16 protein-coding genes and 1 tRNA gene are annotated in these 14,052 nt (G+C 69.2%); 13 read left to right on the forward strand and 4 right to left on the reverse strand.

The window, feature by feature from the left end; all coding sequences use genetic code 11:
• Nucleotides 1-234: 234 nt before the first annotated feature.
• The 7 genes from AB0A63_RS30735 to AB0A63_RS30765 all read left to right on the forward strand — a co-directional run bounded on the left by AB0A63_RS30735 (nt 235) and on the right by AB0A63_RS30765 (nt 4,580).
• Nucleotides 235-666: a DUF3052 domain-containing protein gene (locus AB0A63_RS30735; RefSeq protein WP_360397271.1), complete on the forward strand. Its 432-nt coding sequence runs from the start codon at nt 235-237 to the stop codon at nt 664-666.
• Nucleotides 667-755: 89 nt separating this feature from the next.
• Nucleotides 756-1,220 (forward strand): peroxiredoxin, encoded by a 465-nt coding sequence (locus AB0A63_RS30740; RefSeq protein ID WP_360397273.1) that lies wholly within the window; start codon nt 756-758, stop codon nt 1,218-1,220.
• A 37-nt stretch (nt 1,221-1,257) separates the two neighbouring features.
• Nucleotides 1,258-1,329, forward strand: a tRNA-Val gene (locus AB0A63_RS30745).
• A 158-nt stretch (nt 1,330-1,487) separates the two neighbouring features.
• Entirely contained in the window at nt 1,488-1,859 is a 372-nt protein-coding gene (locus tag AB0A63_RS30750) for a hypothetical protein (RefSeq protein WP_360397275.1), read from the forward strand.
• A gap of 28 nt (nt 1,860-1,887) precedes the next feature.
• Nucleotides 1,888-3,144 carry a cytochrome P450 gene (locus AB0A63_RS30755; protein WP_360397277.1) on the forward strand — a complete coding sequence of 419 codons (1,257 nt, stop codon included), beginning with the start codon at nt 1,888-1,890 and terminating at the stop codon, nt 3,142-3,144.
• A 107-nt stretch (nt 3,145-3,251) separates the two neighbouring features.
• Nucleotides 3,252-3,545 (forward strand): hypothetical protein, encoded by a 294-nt coding sequence (locus AB0A63_RS30760; RefSeq protein ID WP_360397279.1) that lies wholly within the window; start codon nt 3,252-3,254, stop codon nt 3,543-3,545.
• A gap of 9 nt (nt 3,546-3,554) precedes the next feature.
• Nucleotides 3,555-4,580 carry a saccharopine dehydrogenase NADP-binding domain-containing protein gene (locus tag AB0A63_RS30765; protein ID WP_360397281.1) on the forward strand — a complete coding sequence of 342 codons (1,026 nt, stop codon included), beginning with the start codon at nt 3,555-3,557 and terminating at the stop codon, nt 4,578-4,580.
• A gap of 175 nt (nt 4,581-4,755) precedes the next feature.
• Here the strand turns inward: AB0A63_RS30765 and lipA are convergent, their stop codons facing one another.
• The 3 genes from lipA to AB0A63_RS30780 all read right to left on the reverse strand — a co-directional run bounded on the left by lipA (nt 4,756) and on the right by AB0A63_RS30780 (nt 7,188).
• Complete coding sequence (lipA, locus tag AB0A63_RS30770; protein WP_360397283.1) at nt 4,756-5,757, reverse strand: lipoyl synthase; 1,002 nt, start codon at nt 5,755-5,757, stop codon at nt 4,756-4,758.
• 235 nt (nt 5,758-5,992) lie between these two features.
• A complete protein-coding gene (locus AB0A63_RS30775) occupies nt 5,993-6,883 on the reverse strand; it encodes an oxidoreductase (RefSeq protein ID WP_360397285.1) in 891 nt (296 codons plus the stop codon).
• The gene (locus tag AB0A63_RS30780) at nt 6,880-7,188 is read right to left on the reverse strand and encodes a hypothetical protein (protein WP_360397287.1); all 309 of its coding nucleotides are present in this window, start codon (nt 7,186-7,188) and stop codon (nt 6,880-6,882) included. Before AB0A63_RS30780 ends, AB0A63_RS30775 begins: the two co-directional genes overlap by 4 nt.
• Before the next feature lie 89 nt (nt 7,189-7,277).
• On the opposite strand from AB0A63_RS30780, the gene AB0A63_RS30785 reads away from it, so the two are divergent.
• The 3 genes from AB0A63_RS30785 to AB0A63_RS30795 all read left to right on the forward strand — a co-directional run bounded on the left by AB0A63_RS30785 (nt 7,278) and on the right by AB0A63_RS30795 (nt 9,461).
• Complete coding sequence (locus tag AB0A63_RS30785; RefSeq protein WP_360397289.1) at nt 7,278-7,868, forward strand: TetR/AcrR family transcriptional regulator; 591 nt, start codon at nt 7,278-7,280, stop codon at nt 7,866-7,868.
• A 66-nt stretch (nt 7,869-7,934) separates the two neighbouring features.
• Nucleotides 7,935-8,615, forward strand: coding sequence for an SDR family oxidoreductase (locus AB0A63_RS30790; RefSeq protein WP_360397291.1), 681 nt, complete (start codon nt 7,935-7,937; stop codon nt 8,613-8,615).
• A gap of 240 nt (nt 8,616-8,855) precedes the next feature.
• Complete coding sequence (locus AB0A63_RS30795; protein ID WP_360397293.1) at nt 8,856-9,461, forward strand: response regulator transcription factor; 606 nt, start codon at nt 8,856-8,858, stop codon at nt 9,459-9,461.
• 249 nt (nt 9,462-9,710) lie between these two features.
• Here the strand turns inward: AB0A63_RS30795 and AB0A63_RS30800 are convergent, their stop codons facing one another.
• The gene (locus tag AB0A63_RS30800; RefSeq protein WP_360397295.1) at nt 9,711-10,841 is read right to left on the reverse strand and encodes a histidine kinase; all 1,131 of its coding nucleotides are present in this window, start codon (nt 10,839-10,841) and stop codon (nt 9,711-9,713) included.
• 373 nt (nt 10,842-11,214) lie between these two features.
• On the opposite strand from AB0A63_RS30800, the gene AB0A63_RS30805 reads away from it, so the two are divergent.
• Genes AB0A63_RS30805 through ilvN form a run of 3 tightly spaced genes read left to right on the forward strand, consistent with a single transcriptional unit; the run spans nt 11,215 to nt 14,023 of the window.
• Complete coding sequence (locus AB0A63_RS30805) at nt 11,215-12,030, forward strand: AfsR/SARP family transcriptional regulator (RefSeq protein WP_360397297.1); 816 nt, start codon at nt 11,215-11,217, stop codon at nt 12,028-12,030.
• Nucleotides 12,027-13,757 carry an acetolactate synthase large subunit gene (locus AB0A63_RS30810; RefSeq protein ID WP_360397454.1) on the forward strand — a complete coding sequence of 577 codons (1,731 nt, stop codon included), beginning with the start codon at nt 12,027-12,029 and terminating at the stop codon, nt 13,755-13,757. The genes AB0A63_RS30805 and AB0A63_RS30810 overlap by 4 nt, the downstream gene beginning before the upstream one ends.
• Complete coding sequence (ilvN, locus tag AB0A63_RS30815; protein ID WP_360397299.1) at nt 13,757-14,023, forward strand: acetolactate synthase small subunit; 267 nt, start codon at nt 13,757-13,759, stop codon at nt 14,021-14,023. The genes AB0A63_RS30810 and ilvN overlap by 1 nt, the downstream gene beginning before the upstream one ends.
• Nucleotides 14,024-14,052: the final 29 nt, after the last annotated feature.

Consider the following 14,052-nt stretch of genomic DNA (forward strand, 5'->3'; position numbering starts at 1 on the left):
CACCGCTACTGATCGGTAGTTCTGGATCGTGTCGCTCACGCGCGCGCGATAAGAGGTATGTAGAGCATGCCTGGTGCCAGTCTAAGCACCTTCACAGGGGTCCCCCACACGGCGTGTCACGTGGTCAACAGTTGCGCCGGGGGTAGCCGACAGTGTTCGCTGTCCCGTGTAGTGGACCATCCGGCGACAGTCTTCACGGGCTGTCGCCCTTGCGTAGTTGGAGGAGTGAAAACCGTGGTCGCCGCGGAAGACGCCGGCAAGATCGGCGTCGCCGAGAAGCTCGGGATCGAATCGGGCATGGTCGTCCAGGAGATCGGCTGGGACGAGGACGTCGACGACGCCCTCCGCGCAGCGGTCGAAGAGCAGATCGGGGCCGACATCCTCGACGAGGAGGCCGACGAGACGGTGAACGTCGTCTTGCTCTGGTTCCGGGAGGACGATGGCGACCTGGTGGACTCCTTGCTCGAAGCCACCAACCTCCTGGCAGAGGACGGCATCATCTGGGTGCTGACCCCGAAGACGGGCCGTACCGGCCACGTCGAGCCGAGTGACATCGCCGACGCCTCCGGGACTGCGGGCCTCTCGCAGACCTCGAACATCAGCGTGGCCGACGACTGGGCCGGCACGAGGCTGGTGTGGCCGAAGTCCGCCAAGGCCAAGCGCTGACTCGAGCACGGCCCGCATAGGCTGTGACCCACGGGCGGTTGTCACCCGTCCGTGGTTCAGTCGTGTGTCAACCGGAGAGGTCTTCCTTCATGGCGGTCGAGGTCGGTTCACAAGCCCCGGACTTCACGCTCAACGACTACAACAAGCAGCCGGTGACGCTGTCGTCGTTCCGCGGCTCGAAGAACGTGCTCCTGGTCTTCTACCCGTTCGCCTTCAGCGGCACCTGCCACGGCGAGCTGTGCCAGGTGCGCGACGAGATCGCGGCCTACGAGGACGAGAACGTCCAGGTGCTCGGCGTGTCGGTCGACAGCGTGTTCGCCCTGAAGGCCTGGGCGACGCAGGAGGGATACTCCTTCCCGCTGCTGTCGGACTTCTGGCCGCACGGCGCCGTCGCGCAGGCCTACGGCGTGTTCAACGACGCGGTCGGCATGGCGCTGCGGGGCACGTTCCTGGTCGACACCGGGGGTGTGGTGCGCTTCGCCGAGGTCAACGGCCCCGGTGAGGCCCGCGATCAGGAAGGCTGGAAGAAGGCCGTAGCCTCCTTGAAGGCATGATGTACCTGTCCGGCGCCGTGGTGGCGGCGGGCGGCACGGGCGTGTAGCTCAGCGGAAGAGCACTCGGTTTACACCCGAGCGGTCGCAGGTTCGAACCCTGTCGCGCCCATTTCACACGGGGCGAGGTGCGTTGACGCACCTCGCCCCGTTCTTCTGCCGGTGGCGCAACTTCGATCGTGATGGCATCTGGAACCGGCCAGGTCGGTGCCGTACTTTTACGGCCTGTCGGGGACGTTTGGGCCCACCACCTCCGAAGGACGACGACTCGTGAAGCGCAGGGGCAAGACGCCGCGGCCCGACCTCGGCACCGTCACGCAGGAGCAGGTGAAGCTGCTCGCGCTGGTCGAGCAGGGCGGGGTGCACCGCGGCGCTACCAGCTGGTACCTGGAGCACCGGCCCGCGAAGCAGTGGGACGCCGAGGCGCTGGAGGTCCTGCGGCTGCGCGGCTGGATCAGCTGGGTGAAGCCCGACCGCGCGATCGACCACGGCATGGCCGCGCCGGTCGACATCACGCCGGAGGGGCGGGTGGCGTTGCGGCACCACCTGCCCGACTGGGTGCTGGGGCGCAGGGCGATCGCCGCCTCGCCGCCGCGGCTGCCCGCGGTGGAGACGATCGGCGTGTTCGACGCACTGCGGTGACCGCGGGTCCGGGGAAGACGGAGAGGCCATGACGAACCTGTTGACCGGCGGCGAGCTGCGGGCTCGTGAGCACCACCGCATCGAGGACGAAGCGCGCGCGTCCGGGCCCGTGCACCCGGTGACGCTGCCGAACGGCGTGCGCCTGCAGGTCGTCACCGTCGGGCTGGAGCTCACCCGCAGGCTGCTGACCGACCGGCGGCTGTCGAAGGACAGCGACGCCTTGCAGCGGGAGATGAAACGCCAACTCGCCGCGCTCGGCAGCACCCAGACCGAGTTCGCGGGGCTGTTCGGGCCGAGCATGCTCAACAGCGACAACCCGAAGCACGCCCGGTTGCGCGGGCTCGCGGCCAAGGCGTTCACCTGGCCGGCGGTGCAGCGGCTCGCCCCGCGCGTGGAGCAGGTCACCGCGGAGCTCGTCGGCGCGCTGCCGGTGGGGGAGGAGGTCGACGTCGTCGCTGCGGTCGCCGTGCCGGTGCCGTTGCACATCATCGGCGAGGTGCTCGGTGTGCCCGAGGGCGACCGTGCGCGCGTGCGGACGTTGATCGAGACGATGATGTCGATGGAGCCGGAGGTGTCGCAGCCGGCCAGCGACGCGCTGGGCGGTTACTTCCACGCTCTGCTGAGCGGCGGCGGCCTGGACGAAAGCTCGCTGTTCGGTGCGTTGGTGGCAGCCGACGACGACGGCGACCGGTTGACCCACGACGAGCTCATGGCGATGGCGTTCCTCCTCGTAGTAGCGGGCCACGAGACGACGGCGGGTCTCATCACCAACGTCATCCACGACGCGGTCGACCACGGCCTGTGGGAACGGGTCGCGGCCGAACCCGAGTTGGCGCCGGTTCTCGTCGAGGAGACGCTGCGGCAGAACTCACCGGTCCGCAGCGCCACGCACCGGATCACCACCGAGCCGGTCGAGATCGGCGGTGTGGTGGTGCCGGAGGGCACGCTGCTGCTCATCAACCTCGGCGCAGCCGGACGCTGCCCGGTCGCGCACGAGGACGCCGCGCGGTACCGGGTCGACCGGGCGGCGACGGGGCACGCGTCGTTCGGTCACGGTCCGCACTTCTGCCTGGGGTCGGGGCTGGCGCGGCTGGAGACCGAGACCGTGCTGCGGCAGCTCACCGCACGGTTCCCGCGCGCCCGGTTCGCCGGCGACGGGCCGCCGGCCGTGACGCACAACGACATCATGGTCAGCGTCCGTGAGCTTCCCGTCGTGTTCGGCGGTCCACACGGGACGGACACCGGTCCGGCCGAGTGGAGCAGCGCAACGGGTTCTCTGTCGTAACGGGCGTGCGAGAGCCGCGACAGCGTTCAGCGGGGGATTAGGGGACCAACCCCCAATGCGGCTGACCAGGGCTATCCCCGAGTCCAACCGGGACGTAGCTTCCCCTCATGTCACTGCGCACGTTCGCCGTCGTGGTCGGTCTTGCGTTCCTCCTGGGGGGGAGCGCGATCTTGTTCGTGGCGCTGGCCGTCGAGTCGCCGAGCGGTGCGCTCGTGCAGTGCGGCAACGGCCTGGGCATCGGCTTCGACGAGTCGGCCGCCGCCGCGATGGGATCGGCCTATGTGGACATCTGCGGTGACCTGCGCCTGCGCCGGCTGTACTGGGCATTGCCCGTCATCGGCGTGGGCGCCGTGCTGCTGATCGGCTCTTTGGTCGCTTCCCGCGACGCTACTCGCCGGTAAGGTCGCGGCATGACGTGGATGGTCTACGGAGCCAACGGGTACACCGGCCGGCTCATCGCCGAGCTCGCCGTCAAGCGCGGCGAACGACCGGTCCTCGCGGGCCGCTCCGCCGAGAAGGTCGAGCCGATCGCCGCCGCCCTCGGCCTGGAGCACCGCGCGTTCGACCTCTCGCAGGCCCGCGCGCACCTGGAGGACGTCGACGCCGTCGTGCACTGCGCGGGCCCGTTCGCCCACACCGCGACCGCCATGGTCGACGCGTGCCTCAAGACCGGCACGCACTACCTCGACATCACCGGTGAGATCGACGTCTTCGAGTCCATCGCCCTACGCGACGCCGACGCGCGCAAGGCCGGCATCGTGCTGCTCCCCGGCGCCGGTTTCGACGTCGTCCCCACCGACTGCGTGGCCGCGATCCTGAAGAACGCCCTGCCGACCGCGACCCACCTCGACCTCGCGTTCGTCGTCGGCGGGGGAGCGAGCGCGGGCACCACGAAGACCTCCGTCGAGGCCGCAGCGGTCGGTGGCCGCATCCGCGAGGACGGTGCGTTGAAGAGCGTCCGCATCGGACACCGCAGGCGCACCGCCTACTTCCGCTCCGGCCCGCGCGAGGTCGGCAGCATCCCGTGGGGCGACGTGAGCACCGCCCACCGCTCGACCGGCATCCCGAACATCACGACGTTCACCCTCGTGCCCGGCGCGCTGGGACAGCTGCAGAAGGTGTTCGCCCCGGTCCTGCAGGCGCCGTTCGTGCAGAACGCCGCCAAGACCGTCGCCGCCAAGGTCAAGGGACCCGACGAACGCAAGCGCGCCACCACCCGCGCCGAGGTGTTCGGCGAGGCCTGGGACGCCTCCACCAAGGTCGACTGCGCCCTCACCACCCCGAACGCCTACAGCCTCACCGCCGACTCCGTGCTGCGCGCCATCGGCAAGGTCGCCGGCGTCGCCCCCGGCGCCCACACCCCGTCGAGCGCGTTCGGCGCCGACTTCATCCGCGAGCTCGACGGCGTCGTCGTCGGTGAGGTCCGCTTCAGCTAGCTCCCCCGGTCTGGCCAGCTCGAAGCTCACCGATATATCAGCTGCACGCAAAATACGTTTGCGGACGTCCGCAAAAGACTCATTGCAAAGGGGTTAGCGAACGACAGCGCCCAACCGGTACATCGGCGTGAGCTGCCGATATATCAGTTGGGCGCTGTCGTCGTGGAGCTGAGGGTCAGCGGGGCGCGAGCAGGCTCGTGATCTCCTGCGAGGCCGACACGGTGAGCAGGTGCTGGAGGTTCTCCGGCAGCTCTTCGCCGCGCTTCTGCTTGGCCTGCGCGTACAGGCGGCCGGCGCGGTAGGAGGAGCGGACCAGCGGTCCGGCCATCACACCGAGGAAGCCGATCTCCTCGGCCGTCTCCTTGTGCTGGACGAACTCCTCGGGCTTCACCCAGCGCTCCACCGGGTGGTGCCGCGGCGACGGGCGCAGGTACTGGGTGATGGTGATGATGTCGCAGCCCGCGTCGTGCAGGTCGGCGAGCGCCTCGGTGACCTCCTCCGGCGTCTCGCCCATGCCGAGGATCAGGTTCGACTTCGTGACCAGGCCGAACTCGCGGGCCTTCGTGATCACCTCGAGGGAGCGCTCGTAGCGGAACGCGGGACGGATGCGCTTGAAGATCCGCGGCACCGTCTCCAGGTTGTGCGCGAGCACCTCGGGACGGGACTCGAAGACCTCGGTCAGCTGCTCCGGGACCGCGTTGAAGTCCGGGATCAGCAGCTCGACGCCCGTGCCGGGGTTCATCTCGTGGATCTGGCGGACGGTCTCGGCGTACAGCCACGCGCCGCCGTCGGCCAGGTCGTCGCGCGCGACGCCGGTGACCGTGGAGTAGCGCAGGCCCATCGCCTGGACCGACTCGGCGACGCGGCGGGGCTCGTCGCGGTCGAGGTCGGCGGGCTTGCCGGTGTCGATCTGGCAGAAGTCGCAGCGCCGCGTGCACTGCTCGCCGCCGATCAGGAACGTGGCCTCGCGGTCTTCCCAGCACTCGTAGATGTTGGGACAGCCGGCCTCTTCGCAGACCGTGTGGAGGCCTTCGCGTTTGACCAGACCCTTGAGCTCCCGGTATTCGGGGCCCATCTTCGCGCGCGTCTTGATCCAAGACGGCTTCTTCTCGATCGGCGTCTGGCTGTTGCGGACCTCGAGCCGCAGCAGCTTCCGACCCTCTGGTACCACAGTCACCACCTCACCCTACGCTGCGCCCCCGCGTGTCCGGCGTCACGCACGTCCGACGGTGGGACGCCGTGCCGGACGCCGGGTGGAGCAGCCTCGTTGTTCACGATCTGTTGTTCATGCGAGTCGTGTCGACCATGAACAACGCGCCGCGCCGAGACTGTTCCTCGCCCGGAGGTGACGACCGGGTAGCCGGTGTCCTCCGACTCCCCCCAAGCGGGGGCACCGGCCCGGCCCTTCCCGCCTACGGCAGGTCGGGGGTGATTCCGGTCAGCTTGACGGTGAGGTCCCAGAGGCGGCTCGCGGCGAGGTCGTCGCGAGCCGCCGGGGTCATCCCGGCGATCGCGGGGTGGCCGCGCAGGCCGTTGAAACCGCCTGGCCCGTAGTAGAGGCCGCCGTGCGCGTCCGGTGAGGTCGCCGCGTAGAGCTGCGGCAGCGCGCCCATCTCCACCGACTGCGAGAACAGGTGGCTGAGGCGGCCGCCGAGGCGCATCACCGACGACCGGTGCGCGCTGGCCATGTTGTTGGTCAGCTCGGTGGCCGTCATGCCGGGGTGCGCGCCGATCGACGCCACGTCCGGGCAGCGGCGGTCCAGCTCGCGTGCGAACAGGATGTTGGCGAGCTTCGACTGGGAGTACGCGGCGGCGGCGTGGTACGAGCGGTGTTCCCAGTTCGGGTCGTCGAAGTTCATGCGGCCGTACTTGTGCATGATCGACGCCACGGTCACCACCCGCGCGCCTGGCCGTTGCCGCAGCACGGGGAGCAGCAGGAACGTCAGGGCCGCGTGGCCGAGGTGGTTGGTGCCGAACTGGCGCTCGAAGCCGTCGGCCGTCCGGCCGAGCGGGACGGCCATGATGCCGGCGTTGTTGACCAGGACGTCGAGCGTGCCGACCCGGTGGGCCGCGGCGCGGACGGAGGCCAGGTCGGCGAGGTCGAGCGGGAGGACCTCGGCGGACCCCCTGACCTGGCGCCGGGCCGCCTCACCGCGTTCGGTGGAGCGGCAGCCCATCAACACGTGGGCGCCTTTGTCCGCCAGCACCTGGGCGGTGCGCAGGCCGAGACCTGAGTTCGCACCGGTCACCAGCACGGTGCGGCCGGTCTGGTCGGGGATGTCCGCGTCGGTCCAACGACTCATGGGGTCATTCCTACCGCCCGGTAACTGCCGAGCGGAAGGTGGGCGTCGAGTACCGCTCGCAACACCGGCTCGTCGGCCGCGAGCTCCGCGGTCACCCGGTCCTCGTCGACGGGGCCGTCGAGCGCGGCGGCCTCCATGCGCGCGGTCAGCTTGTTGTGCCAGCGGTGGTCGAGCGCCAGCAGCAGTTCGTCGAGCGAGGAGAACACGTCCGGATCCACGATGAGCGGCGCGGACGGGTCGCGACGGGCGTCGTGCAGCACGGCGTCGAGCGCGTCGCGGCGTCGGTAGTGATCGGCCCAGGCCATGGTTCGTACCCCCGGTTTCTCGCATACCTTCGGTATGACATGACCATACCACCGGTACGTACCGCCGGTATGTGAGCTACGTTTCGTCCGTGCGAAACCGACGGGCCGAGTACTCGGAGTCGACCAGGCAGGCGCTGGTCGACAGCGCGGTCGACCTGTTCACCAAACGCGGCTACGCCGGCACATCACTCGACGAGGTCGTCAAACGCGCACGTGTGACGAAAGGCGCGCTTTACCACCACTTCAGCGGCAAGCAGGCGTTGTTCGAGGCGGCGTTCGCGCAGGTCGAGACGAAGTCGATCGAGCCGCTGGCGGCTCTGGTGACCGGCGAGGGCGAACCGTGGGACATCGCGGTCGCCGGGTTGCGCGCCTACGTCCGCAAGTGCCTCGACCCCGAATACCAGCGGATCATCGTGCACGAAGCGCCGGTGGTGATGGGCTGGGAACGCTGGCGCGAGGCGGAGGAGCACTTCAGCTTCGGCCTGCTGCGCACCGCCGTGCAGCTGCTCGTGGACGCCGGTGAGATCGAGGAGGCGCCGGTGGAGATCATGGCGCGGCTGCTGTTCGGGGCGCTGTCCGCGGGCGCGAGCACCATCGCCAGCTCGTCCGACCCGAAGCGCACGGGCCGCGAGGTCGAAAGCGCGATCCTGCGGGTACTGGAGGGACTGCGCAAGAAGTAGTCGAGTTCCGCCCTAGCGGCCCGGCGCAACGTCGATCACCACGCGGACAACGAGGTGGTCAGCATCATGATCGAACCGGTCAACACGCGCCTGGGACTCGACGGCAAGCTAGCGCTGGTGACGGCGGGGACCCACGGGCTCGGTCTCGCCATCGCGAGCAAGCTCTGCGACAACGGCGCCCACGTCATCCTCACGACCTCTGCCGACGACGTCGACCTGGAGCGCGCGAAGCTCGTGCTCGCGGGCAAGCCCGGCTCGGTGACGGTCACCCAGCTGGACATCACCGACGAGCACTCGGTGCGCCTGCTCCTCGACCGGGTCAAGGAGGAGCGAGGTCAGCTCGACGTGTTCGTGCACCACGCCGTCTCGCCCGACCTCACGCCGTTGCTCAACGTCGTGGAGCCGCTGGCCAAGGCCTTCGTCGACGGCGGGCGGGTGGTCGTCGCCGGCTACACCGTGACACCGGTGCACGGCGTGATCCGCACACTCGCCCTGGAGATGGCCTGGTACCGGGTGGCCGTCAACGCCGTCGTCACCACCGTCGTCGACAACGGCCCCATGAACATCGACCCCGACCTGGTCGACCGGCTCGCCATCAAGAGCCCGTCCGGGCGGGTGACCCTGCCGGAGGACATCGCGAACGCGGTCGCATTGCTGTGCACCGACGAGGCCTCCTGGATTCAGGGTCAAGTCATCACCGTTGACGGCGGACTCGAACTGCTGGAGCGGTGGGGCGAAACGCGCTGATCTTCGCGAGGCGCATGCTCCACCGGTCCGCTCGGGTGCGACTCGAGCGGACCGGTTCGCGTTTCGGAAACCGAGCGAGGAGTGAGCGCCCGGTGACCCGCGGTCATCTGGCGATCGGCAATATTAATTGCTCATAGCGCATTCGGAGTAACGCTGGCCGCAATGGGTCCCGATGCTTGTCCTGCATGGTCACCGAGTGTAAAACTCGAAATGGTGACCTGGGGGCAACTAGGGGGTCGGATGATCAGAGTGCTGCTCGCCGAGGACGTGCAAATGGTCCGGGGCGCTTTGGTCGCTTTGTTGAATCTCGAACCGGATATTGAGGTCGTCGCGTCCGTCGCGACCGGTGACGAAATCATCGCGGCGGTGGAGAAGAACAAACCGGACGTCGCGGTGCTCGACATCGACCTCCCCGGCATGGACGGCCTTTCCGCCGCCACCGTCATCCACGACACCGCCCCCGACACCCGGACGCTGATTCTCACCAGCCTCGGCCGGCCGGGAACGCTGCGCCGCGCGTTGAACGCCCGCGTCAACGGTTTCATCCTCAAGGACGCTCCCGTCAGCGAGCTCGCGGACGCCATCCGCGGCGTCTCCGTAGGCCGCAGGGTGATCGACTCGCAGCTCGCGCTCTCGGCGTGGGACACTGACGAGTGCCCGCTCACGCCGCGAGAGCTCGAGGTGCTGCGGCTCGCCTCCGACGGCGCCGACGCCATGGAGATAGCCACGACGCTGTTCCTGTCCGTCGGCACCGTGCGCAACTACCTGACGGCCGCGACGGCCAAGCTCGACGCCCGCAACCGGGTCGACGCCGTCCGCATCGCCCGCAAGTCCGGCTGGTTCTGACCGGGCCGCTCTGGCAGCTCACCCTTTGCAATGACTCTTTGGACGACGTCCGCAAAAGACCAGTTGCAAGGGGTGGCTGTCCGAGGCGAGCTACTGAGGCGAGCTGCCAGCGATGAGCTGCCCGGCGTTGAGCTGCCTTTGCAACGAGTCTTTGGACGACGTCCGCAAAAGAGTCGTTGCAAAGGTGCAGGTCGGAGGGGTGTGAGGAGCGTGGCTGGAGGGCTGGGCGCAACTGATATATCGGTGTAGCTACACCTGAGGGTGTGCGTTGGCGCGGGCCGGGACGCACGGGATCGCGGCGTGCACGTGGAACGAGCCGTCGCCGGTGTGGCGGGCGGTGAAGGTGCCGCCGGCGGCCTGGACGCGTTCGGCCTGGTTGCGGACGCCGTTGCAGTCGAGCGAGGTGGAGCGGACGGCGGCGCCGTCGTTGACGACGTCGAGCAGGACCGTGCCGCCGCGCTGGTGGACGCCGATGGTGCAGGTGCTGGCGTCGCTGTGGCGCAGGACGTTCGTCACGGCCTCGCAGAGCACCGCGGACAGCACGGTCTCGATGGCCTCGGGCAGCGGGTCGTGGTCGAGCTCGACGCGGACGTCGATGTCGGAGGCCGCGAGCATCGCCTTGGCGGAGTTCGAGATGTCCGCGAGCGAGAGCGGGCGGTAGGCGCGGGCCAGGGAACGGACGTCGGCCAGGGCGTGGTGGGTGATGGTGAGGATCTCGCTGATGTGCTGCTTGGCGTGGTCGGGGCTGTCGGCGACGATGCGGTGCGCGAGCTCGCTCTTCAGCTTGATCGCGCTGAGGCTGTAGCCGAGCAGGTCGTGCAGGTCGCGGGCCACGCGGAGGCGTTCGGCGGCCACGGCGGCGACGGTGGTGTCGACCGCGTCCAGGGGCAGCGGGTCCGGGGGTGCCGCGACGGGGGCGGCGGGGACCGGGCGGTGCGTCGCGAAACCCGTGGCCAGGCCTGCCAGCAGCAACGCGGTCGCAGCGGTGGCCATCATGGCCTCGCCGTGCGCTGCCTGGGCGAGACCGGTGGCGATCACGGTCAGGACGAACAGCGACCAGCCGAAGAACGGGCGCAGCACGACCAGGGCGTTGCCCGCCACCAGGCCTGCCACGCCCGCCCAGGAATGCCCGAACGCGACGTACGGCAGCACCAGCAGCAGGGCCTGCGCGGCCAGCACCAGGTGCCTGCGGAGTACCGACAGCTGCCCGAAATAGGTCAGTTGCAGTACGACTAGCAGTGAGAAATCAATGGCTGAGACCACCAATTCGGGGGTGTCGCCGGCGAGCAGCAGAGCGCGGGTCAGGTCCGTCAGGCAGACACCGGCGAACAGGGCGACGATGACCGCGCGGTATCTCGGTATCGCAGGCGATGCAATCAACGTGCCCCCCAAGAGCAAACCGCCCAAGAGCAGACGCAGCACTCTCGTGATCACGACGTGCGCTCAGGCCCGAATACTAGACAGACCAGAGCAGTCAGGTCTGACTTACTGTATCGGTGCAGATCGTTGTTTCGCATTGACTCGCAGCTCAATTTCACGCGAAAGGACCAGTATTTTCGGCAACAGTCACCGCATGTGTTCGCGTGCTTACCGGACGGATCTGTTTGGGTTCGTTTGAGCATATGAATTTTTCACGCCGGCCGCAGTAGTTCGCCATCCGAGAGTCGTGGCGGGATACGTGGCGTGCGATAGCCCCGCTCAGGTGAACTTGGTGGCACGACCAAGTCGACCGCCGCTGTCAGGGGAGGATCCAATGGAGATCAAGGTTCTGGGACCGCTGGAGGCACGGGAGAACGGCGTCTCGATCGCGCCGAGCGCGGTGAAGCCCCGTCAGGTGCTCTCGCTGCTGGGCCTGCAGGCCGGGCACGTCGTCACGGTCCCGACGTTGATCGAAGAGCTCTGGGGGATGACACCGCCGCGCAGCGCGCTCACCACGCTGCAGACCTACGTGCTGCAGGTGCGGCGGCGCATCGAGGCGGCCATGCCGGGCGAGGGTCCCGGTGTCGCGAAGAACGTCCTGGTCACCCGGTACGGCGGCTACATGCTGGACGTGCCGCCGGAGGCCGTGGACGTCCGCAGCTACGAGCGGCTCGCCACCGCGGGTCAGCGCGCGTTCGAGATCGGTGACCTGGAGTCCGCCTCCCGGCTGCTGCGCAACGCCGCCGACGTGTGGCGCGGCCCGGTGCTCGTGGACGTGCAGATCGGTGTGCGGCTGGGCATGGAGGTCACCCGCCTGCAGGAGAGCCGCCTGGGCGTGCTGGAGACGCGCATCGAGGCCGACCTGCAGCTGGGCAAGCACCAGTCGCTGCTGAGCGAGCTGTCCGTGCTCACCGCGCAGCACCCCATGCACGAGAACCTGTGCGCGCAGTACATGCTCGCGCTCTACCGGGCCGGCCGGCAGTGGAAGTCGCTGGAGGCCTACCAGGCGCTGCGGGACACGCTCATCGAGGAGCTCGGGCTTGAGCCGTCCGAAAGGCTGCGTCAGTTGCAGCGGGCGATCCTGAGCTCCGAACCGTCGCTCGACAAGCCCCTGTCCCCTCGCCAGCTGGAGCGTCAGCTCGCGGGCTGAACCCCCGTCGGGAGCACATCGTGGAGACCACCGGTGCAGGTGCGTTGATCAAAGCGCTTGAGGACGTGGGCTGCGAGGTGATCTTCGGGATGCCCGGTGGGGCGATCCTGCCCGCGTACGACCCGCTGTTCGACTCGAAGATCCGGCACGTGCTGGTGCGGCACGAGCAGGGCGCCGGGCACGCCGCGCAGGGGTACGCGCAGGCCACCGGGCGGGTCGGGGTGTGCATGGCGACGTCGGGTCCGGGGGCGACGAACCTGGTCACGCCGATCGCGGACGCCTACATGGACTCCGTGCCGATCGTGGCGATCACCGGCCAGGTCAGCCGGTCGGTGATCGGCACGGACGCCTTCCAGGAGGCGGACATCCGCAGCATCACGCTGCCGATCACCAAGCACAGCTTCCAGGTGCACGACCCGGCCGACATCCCGCGGGTGGTGGCCGAGGCGTTCCGGCTCGCCGCCACCGGACGGCCGGGACCAGTGCTGGTGGACCTGCCCAAGGACGTGCTGGCCGCCACCACCACCTACACCCCGCCCAAGCCCGTCGCGCAGTCCCGCCCGGCGCTCTCGCCGATGCAGGTCCGCACCGCCGCCCAGCTCATGGGCACGTCGAAGCGCCCGGTGTTCTACGTGGGCGGGGGAGTGGTCCGCTCCGGTGCCGCGGCGGAGCTGCTCAAGCTCGCGAACTCCACCGGCATCCCGGTCGTCACCACGCTGATGGCGCGCGGCGCGTTCCCCGACTCGCACCGCCAGCACCTGGGGATGCCGGGCATGCACGGCACGGTGCCCGCCGTCGCCGCCCTCCAGCGGGCCGACCTGCTGATCGCGCTCGGGACCCGGTTCGACGACCGGGTCACCGGGTCGCTGCCGCACTTCGCCCCGCACGCCGCGGTGGTGCACGCCGACATCGACCCGGCCGAGATCTCCAAGAACCGCAAGGCCGACGTCGGCATCGTCGGCGACTGCCGCGACGTGCTCGCCGCCCTCAACGCGGTCGTCTCCCACGTCCCCGACCTCACCGAGTGGTGGGCCTACCTCGACGGCCTGCGCACCACCTACCCGCTCGGCTACGACCACCCCGAGGACGGCGCGCTCGCACCGCAGTACGTCATCGAACGGCTCAGCACGCTCGCCGGCCCCGAGGCGATCTACACCTCGGGCGTCGGCCAGCACCAGATGTGGGCCGCCCAGTACGTGCGCTACGAACGCCCCGGCTCGTTCATCAACTCCGGTGGCGCGGGCACGATGGGGTTCGCCGTGCCCGCCGCCATGGGAGCGCAGACCGGCGCGCCCGACCGCACGGTGTGGGCGATCGACGGCGACGGCTGCTTCCAGATGACCAACCAGGAGCTCGCCACCTGCGCCGCCGAGGGCATCCCGATCAAGGTCGCGATCATCAACAACGGCAACCTCGGCATGGTCCGGCAGTGGCAGACCCTGTTCTACGAGGGCCGGTACTCCAACACCCGGCTCGGCACGCACGACCGGCACCCCGACTTCGTCAAGCTGGCGGAGGCGCTGGGCTGCGTCGGGCTCCGCTGCACCACGCAGTCCGAAGTGGACGACGTCATCCTGGAGGCCATGTCCGTGCGGGACCGGCCGGTCGTCATCGACTTCGTGGTGGGGCAGGACGCCCAGGTCTGGCCGATGGTGCCCGCCGGCACCGGCAACGACGAGGTCATGGCCGCACGAGGAATCCGCCCCCTGTTCGACGAGGAAGAGTGATGACCAGACATTCGCTGTCCCTGCTGCTGCGCAACGACCCCGGTGCGCTCGCCCGGATCGTGGTGCTGTTCTCCAGCCGCGGCGTCGAGGTCGAGTCGCTGAGCCTCGGCCCCGCCGAGCGCGGTGAGCTGTCGCGCCTCGACGTCGTGGTCGACCTGCAACCCGGCCGCACGCCCGCCCAGCTCATCAAGCAGCTCGGCCGGATCGTCGACGTCAAGAGCGTCGTCGACCGCACCCACGACGAGGCGCTCGAACTGGGCGCCTGAACAACGGAGAATGGCCGCCCCGAACCTGC

The organism is Lentzea sp. NPDC042327 (assembly GCF_040647275.1).
GTDB lineage: Bacteria > Actinomycetota > Actinomycetes > Mycobacteriales > Pseudonocardiaceae > Lentzea.

Excerpts from the sequence above, each read along its gene's own strand:
- AB0A63_RS30805 (WP_360397297.1), top strand. The coding sequence starts at position 11,215 with ATGGAGATCAAGGTTCTGGGACCGCTGGAGGCACGGGAGAACGGCGTC.
- AB0A63_RS30780 (WP_360397287.1), bottom strand. The coding sequence starts at position 7,188 with ATGGCCTGGGCCGATCACTACCGACGCCGCGACGCGCTCGACGCCGTG.
- AB0A63_RS30790 (WP_360397291.1), top strand. The coding sequence starts at position 7,935 with ATGATCGAACCGGTCAACACGCGCCTGGGACTCGACGGCAAGCTAGCG.
- AB0A63_RS30795 (WP_360397293.1), top strand. The coding sequence starts at position 8,856 with ATGATCAGAGTGCTGCTCGCCGAGGACGTGCAAATGGTCCGGGGCGCT.
- ilvN (WP_360397299.1), top strand. The coding sequence starts at position 13,757 with ATGACCAGACATTCGCTGTCCCTGCTGCTGCGCAACGACCCCGGTGCG.
- AB0A63_RS30775 (WP_360397285.1), bottom strand. The coding sequence starts at position 6,883 with ATGAGTCGTTGGACCGACGCGGACATCCCCGACCAGACCGGCCGCACC.
- AB0A63_RS30740 (WP_360397273.1), top strand. The coding sequence starts at position 756 with ATGGCGGTCGAGGTCGGTTCACAAGCCCCGGACTTCACGCTCAACGAC.
- AB0A63_RS30765 (WP_360397281.1), top strand. The coding sequence starts at position 3,555 with ATGACGTGGATGGTCTACGGAGCCAACGGGTACACCGGCCGGCTCATC.
- AB0A63_RS30760 (WP_360397279.1), top strand. The coding sequence starts at position 3,252 with ATGTCACTGCGCACGTTCGCCGTCGTGGTCGGTCTTGCGTTCCTCCTG.
- AB0A63_RS30755 (WP_360397277.1), top strand. The coding sequence starts at position 1,888 with ATGACGAACCTGTTGACCGGCGGCGAGCTGCGGGCTCGTGAGCACCAC.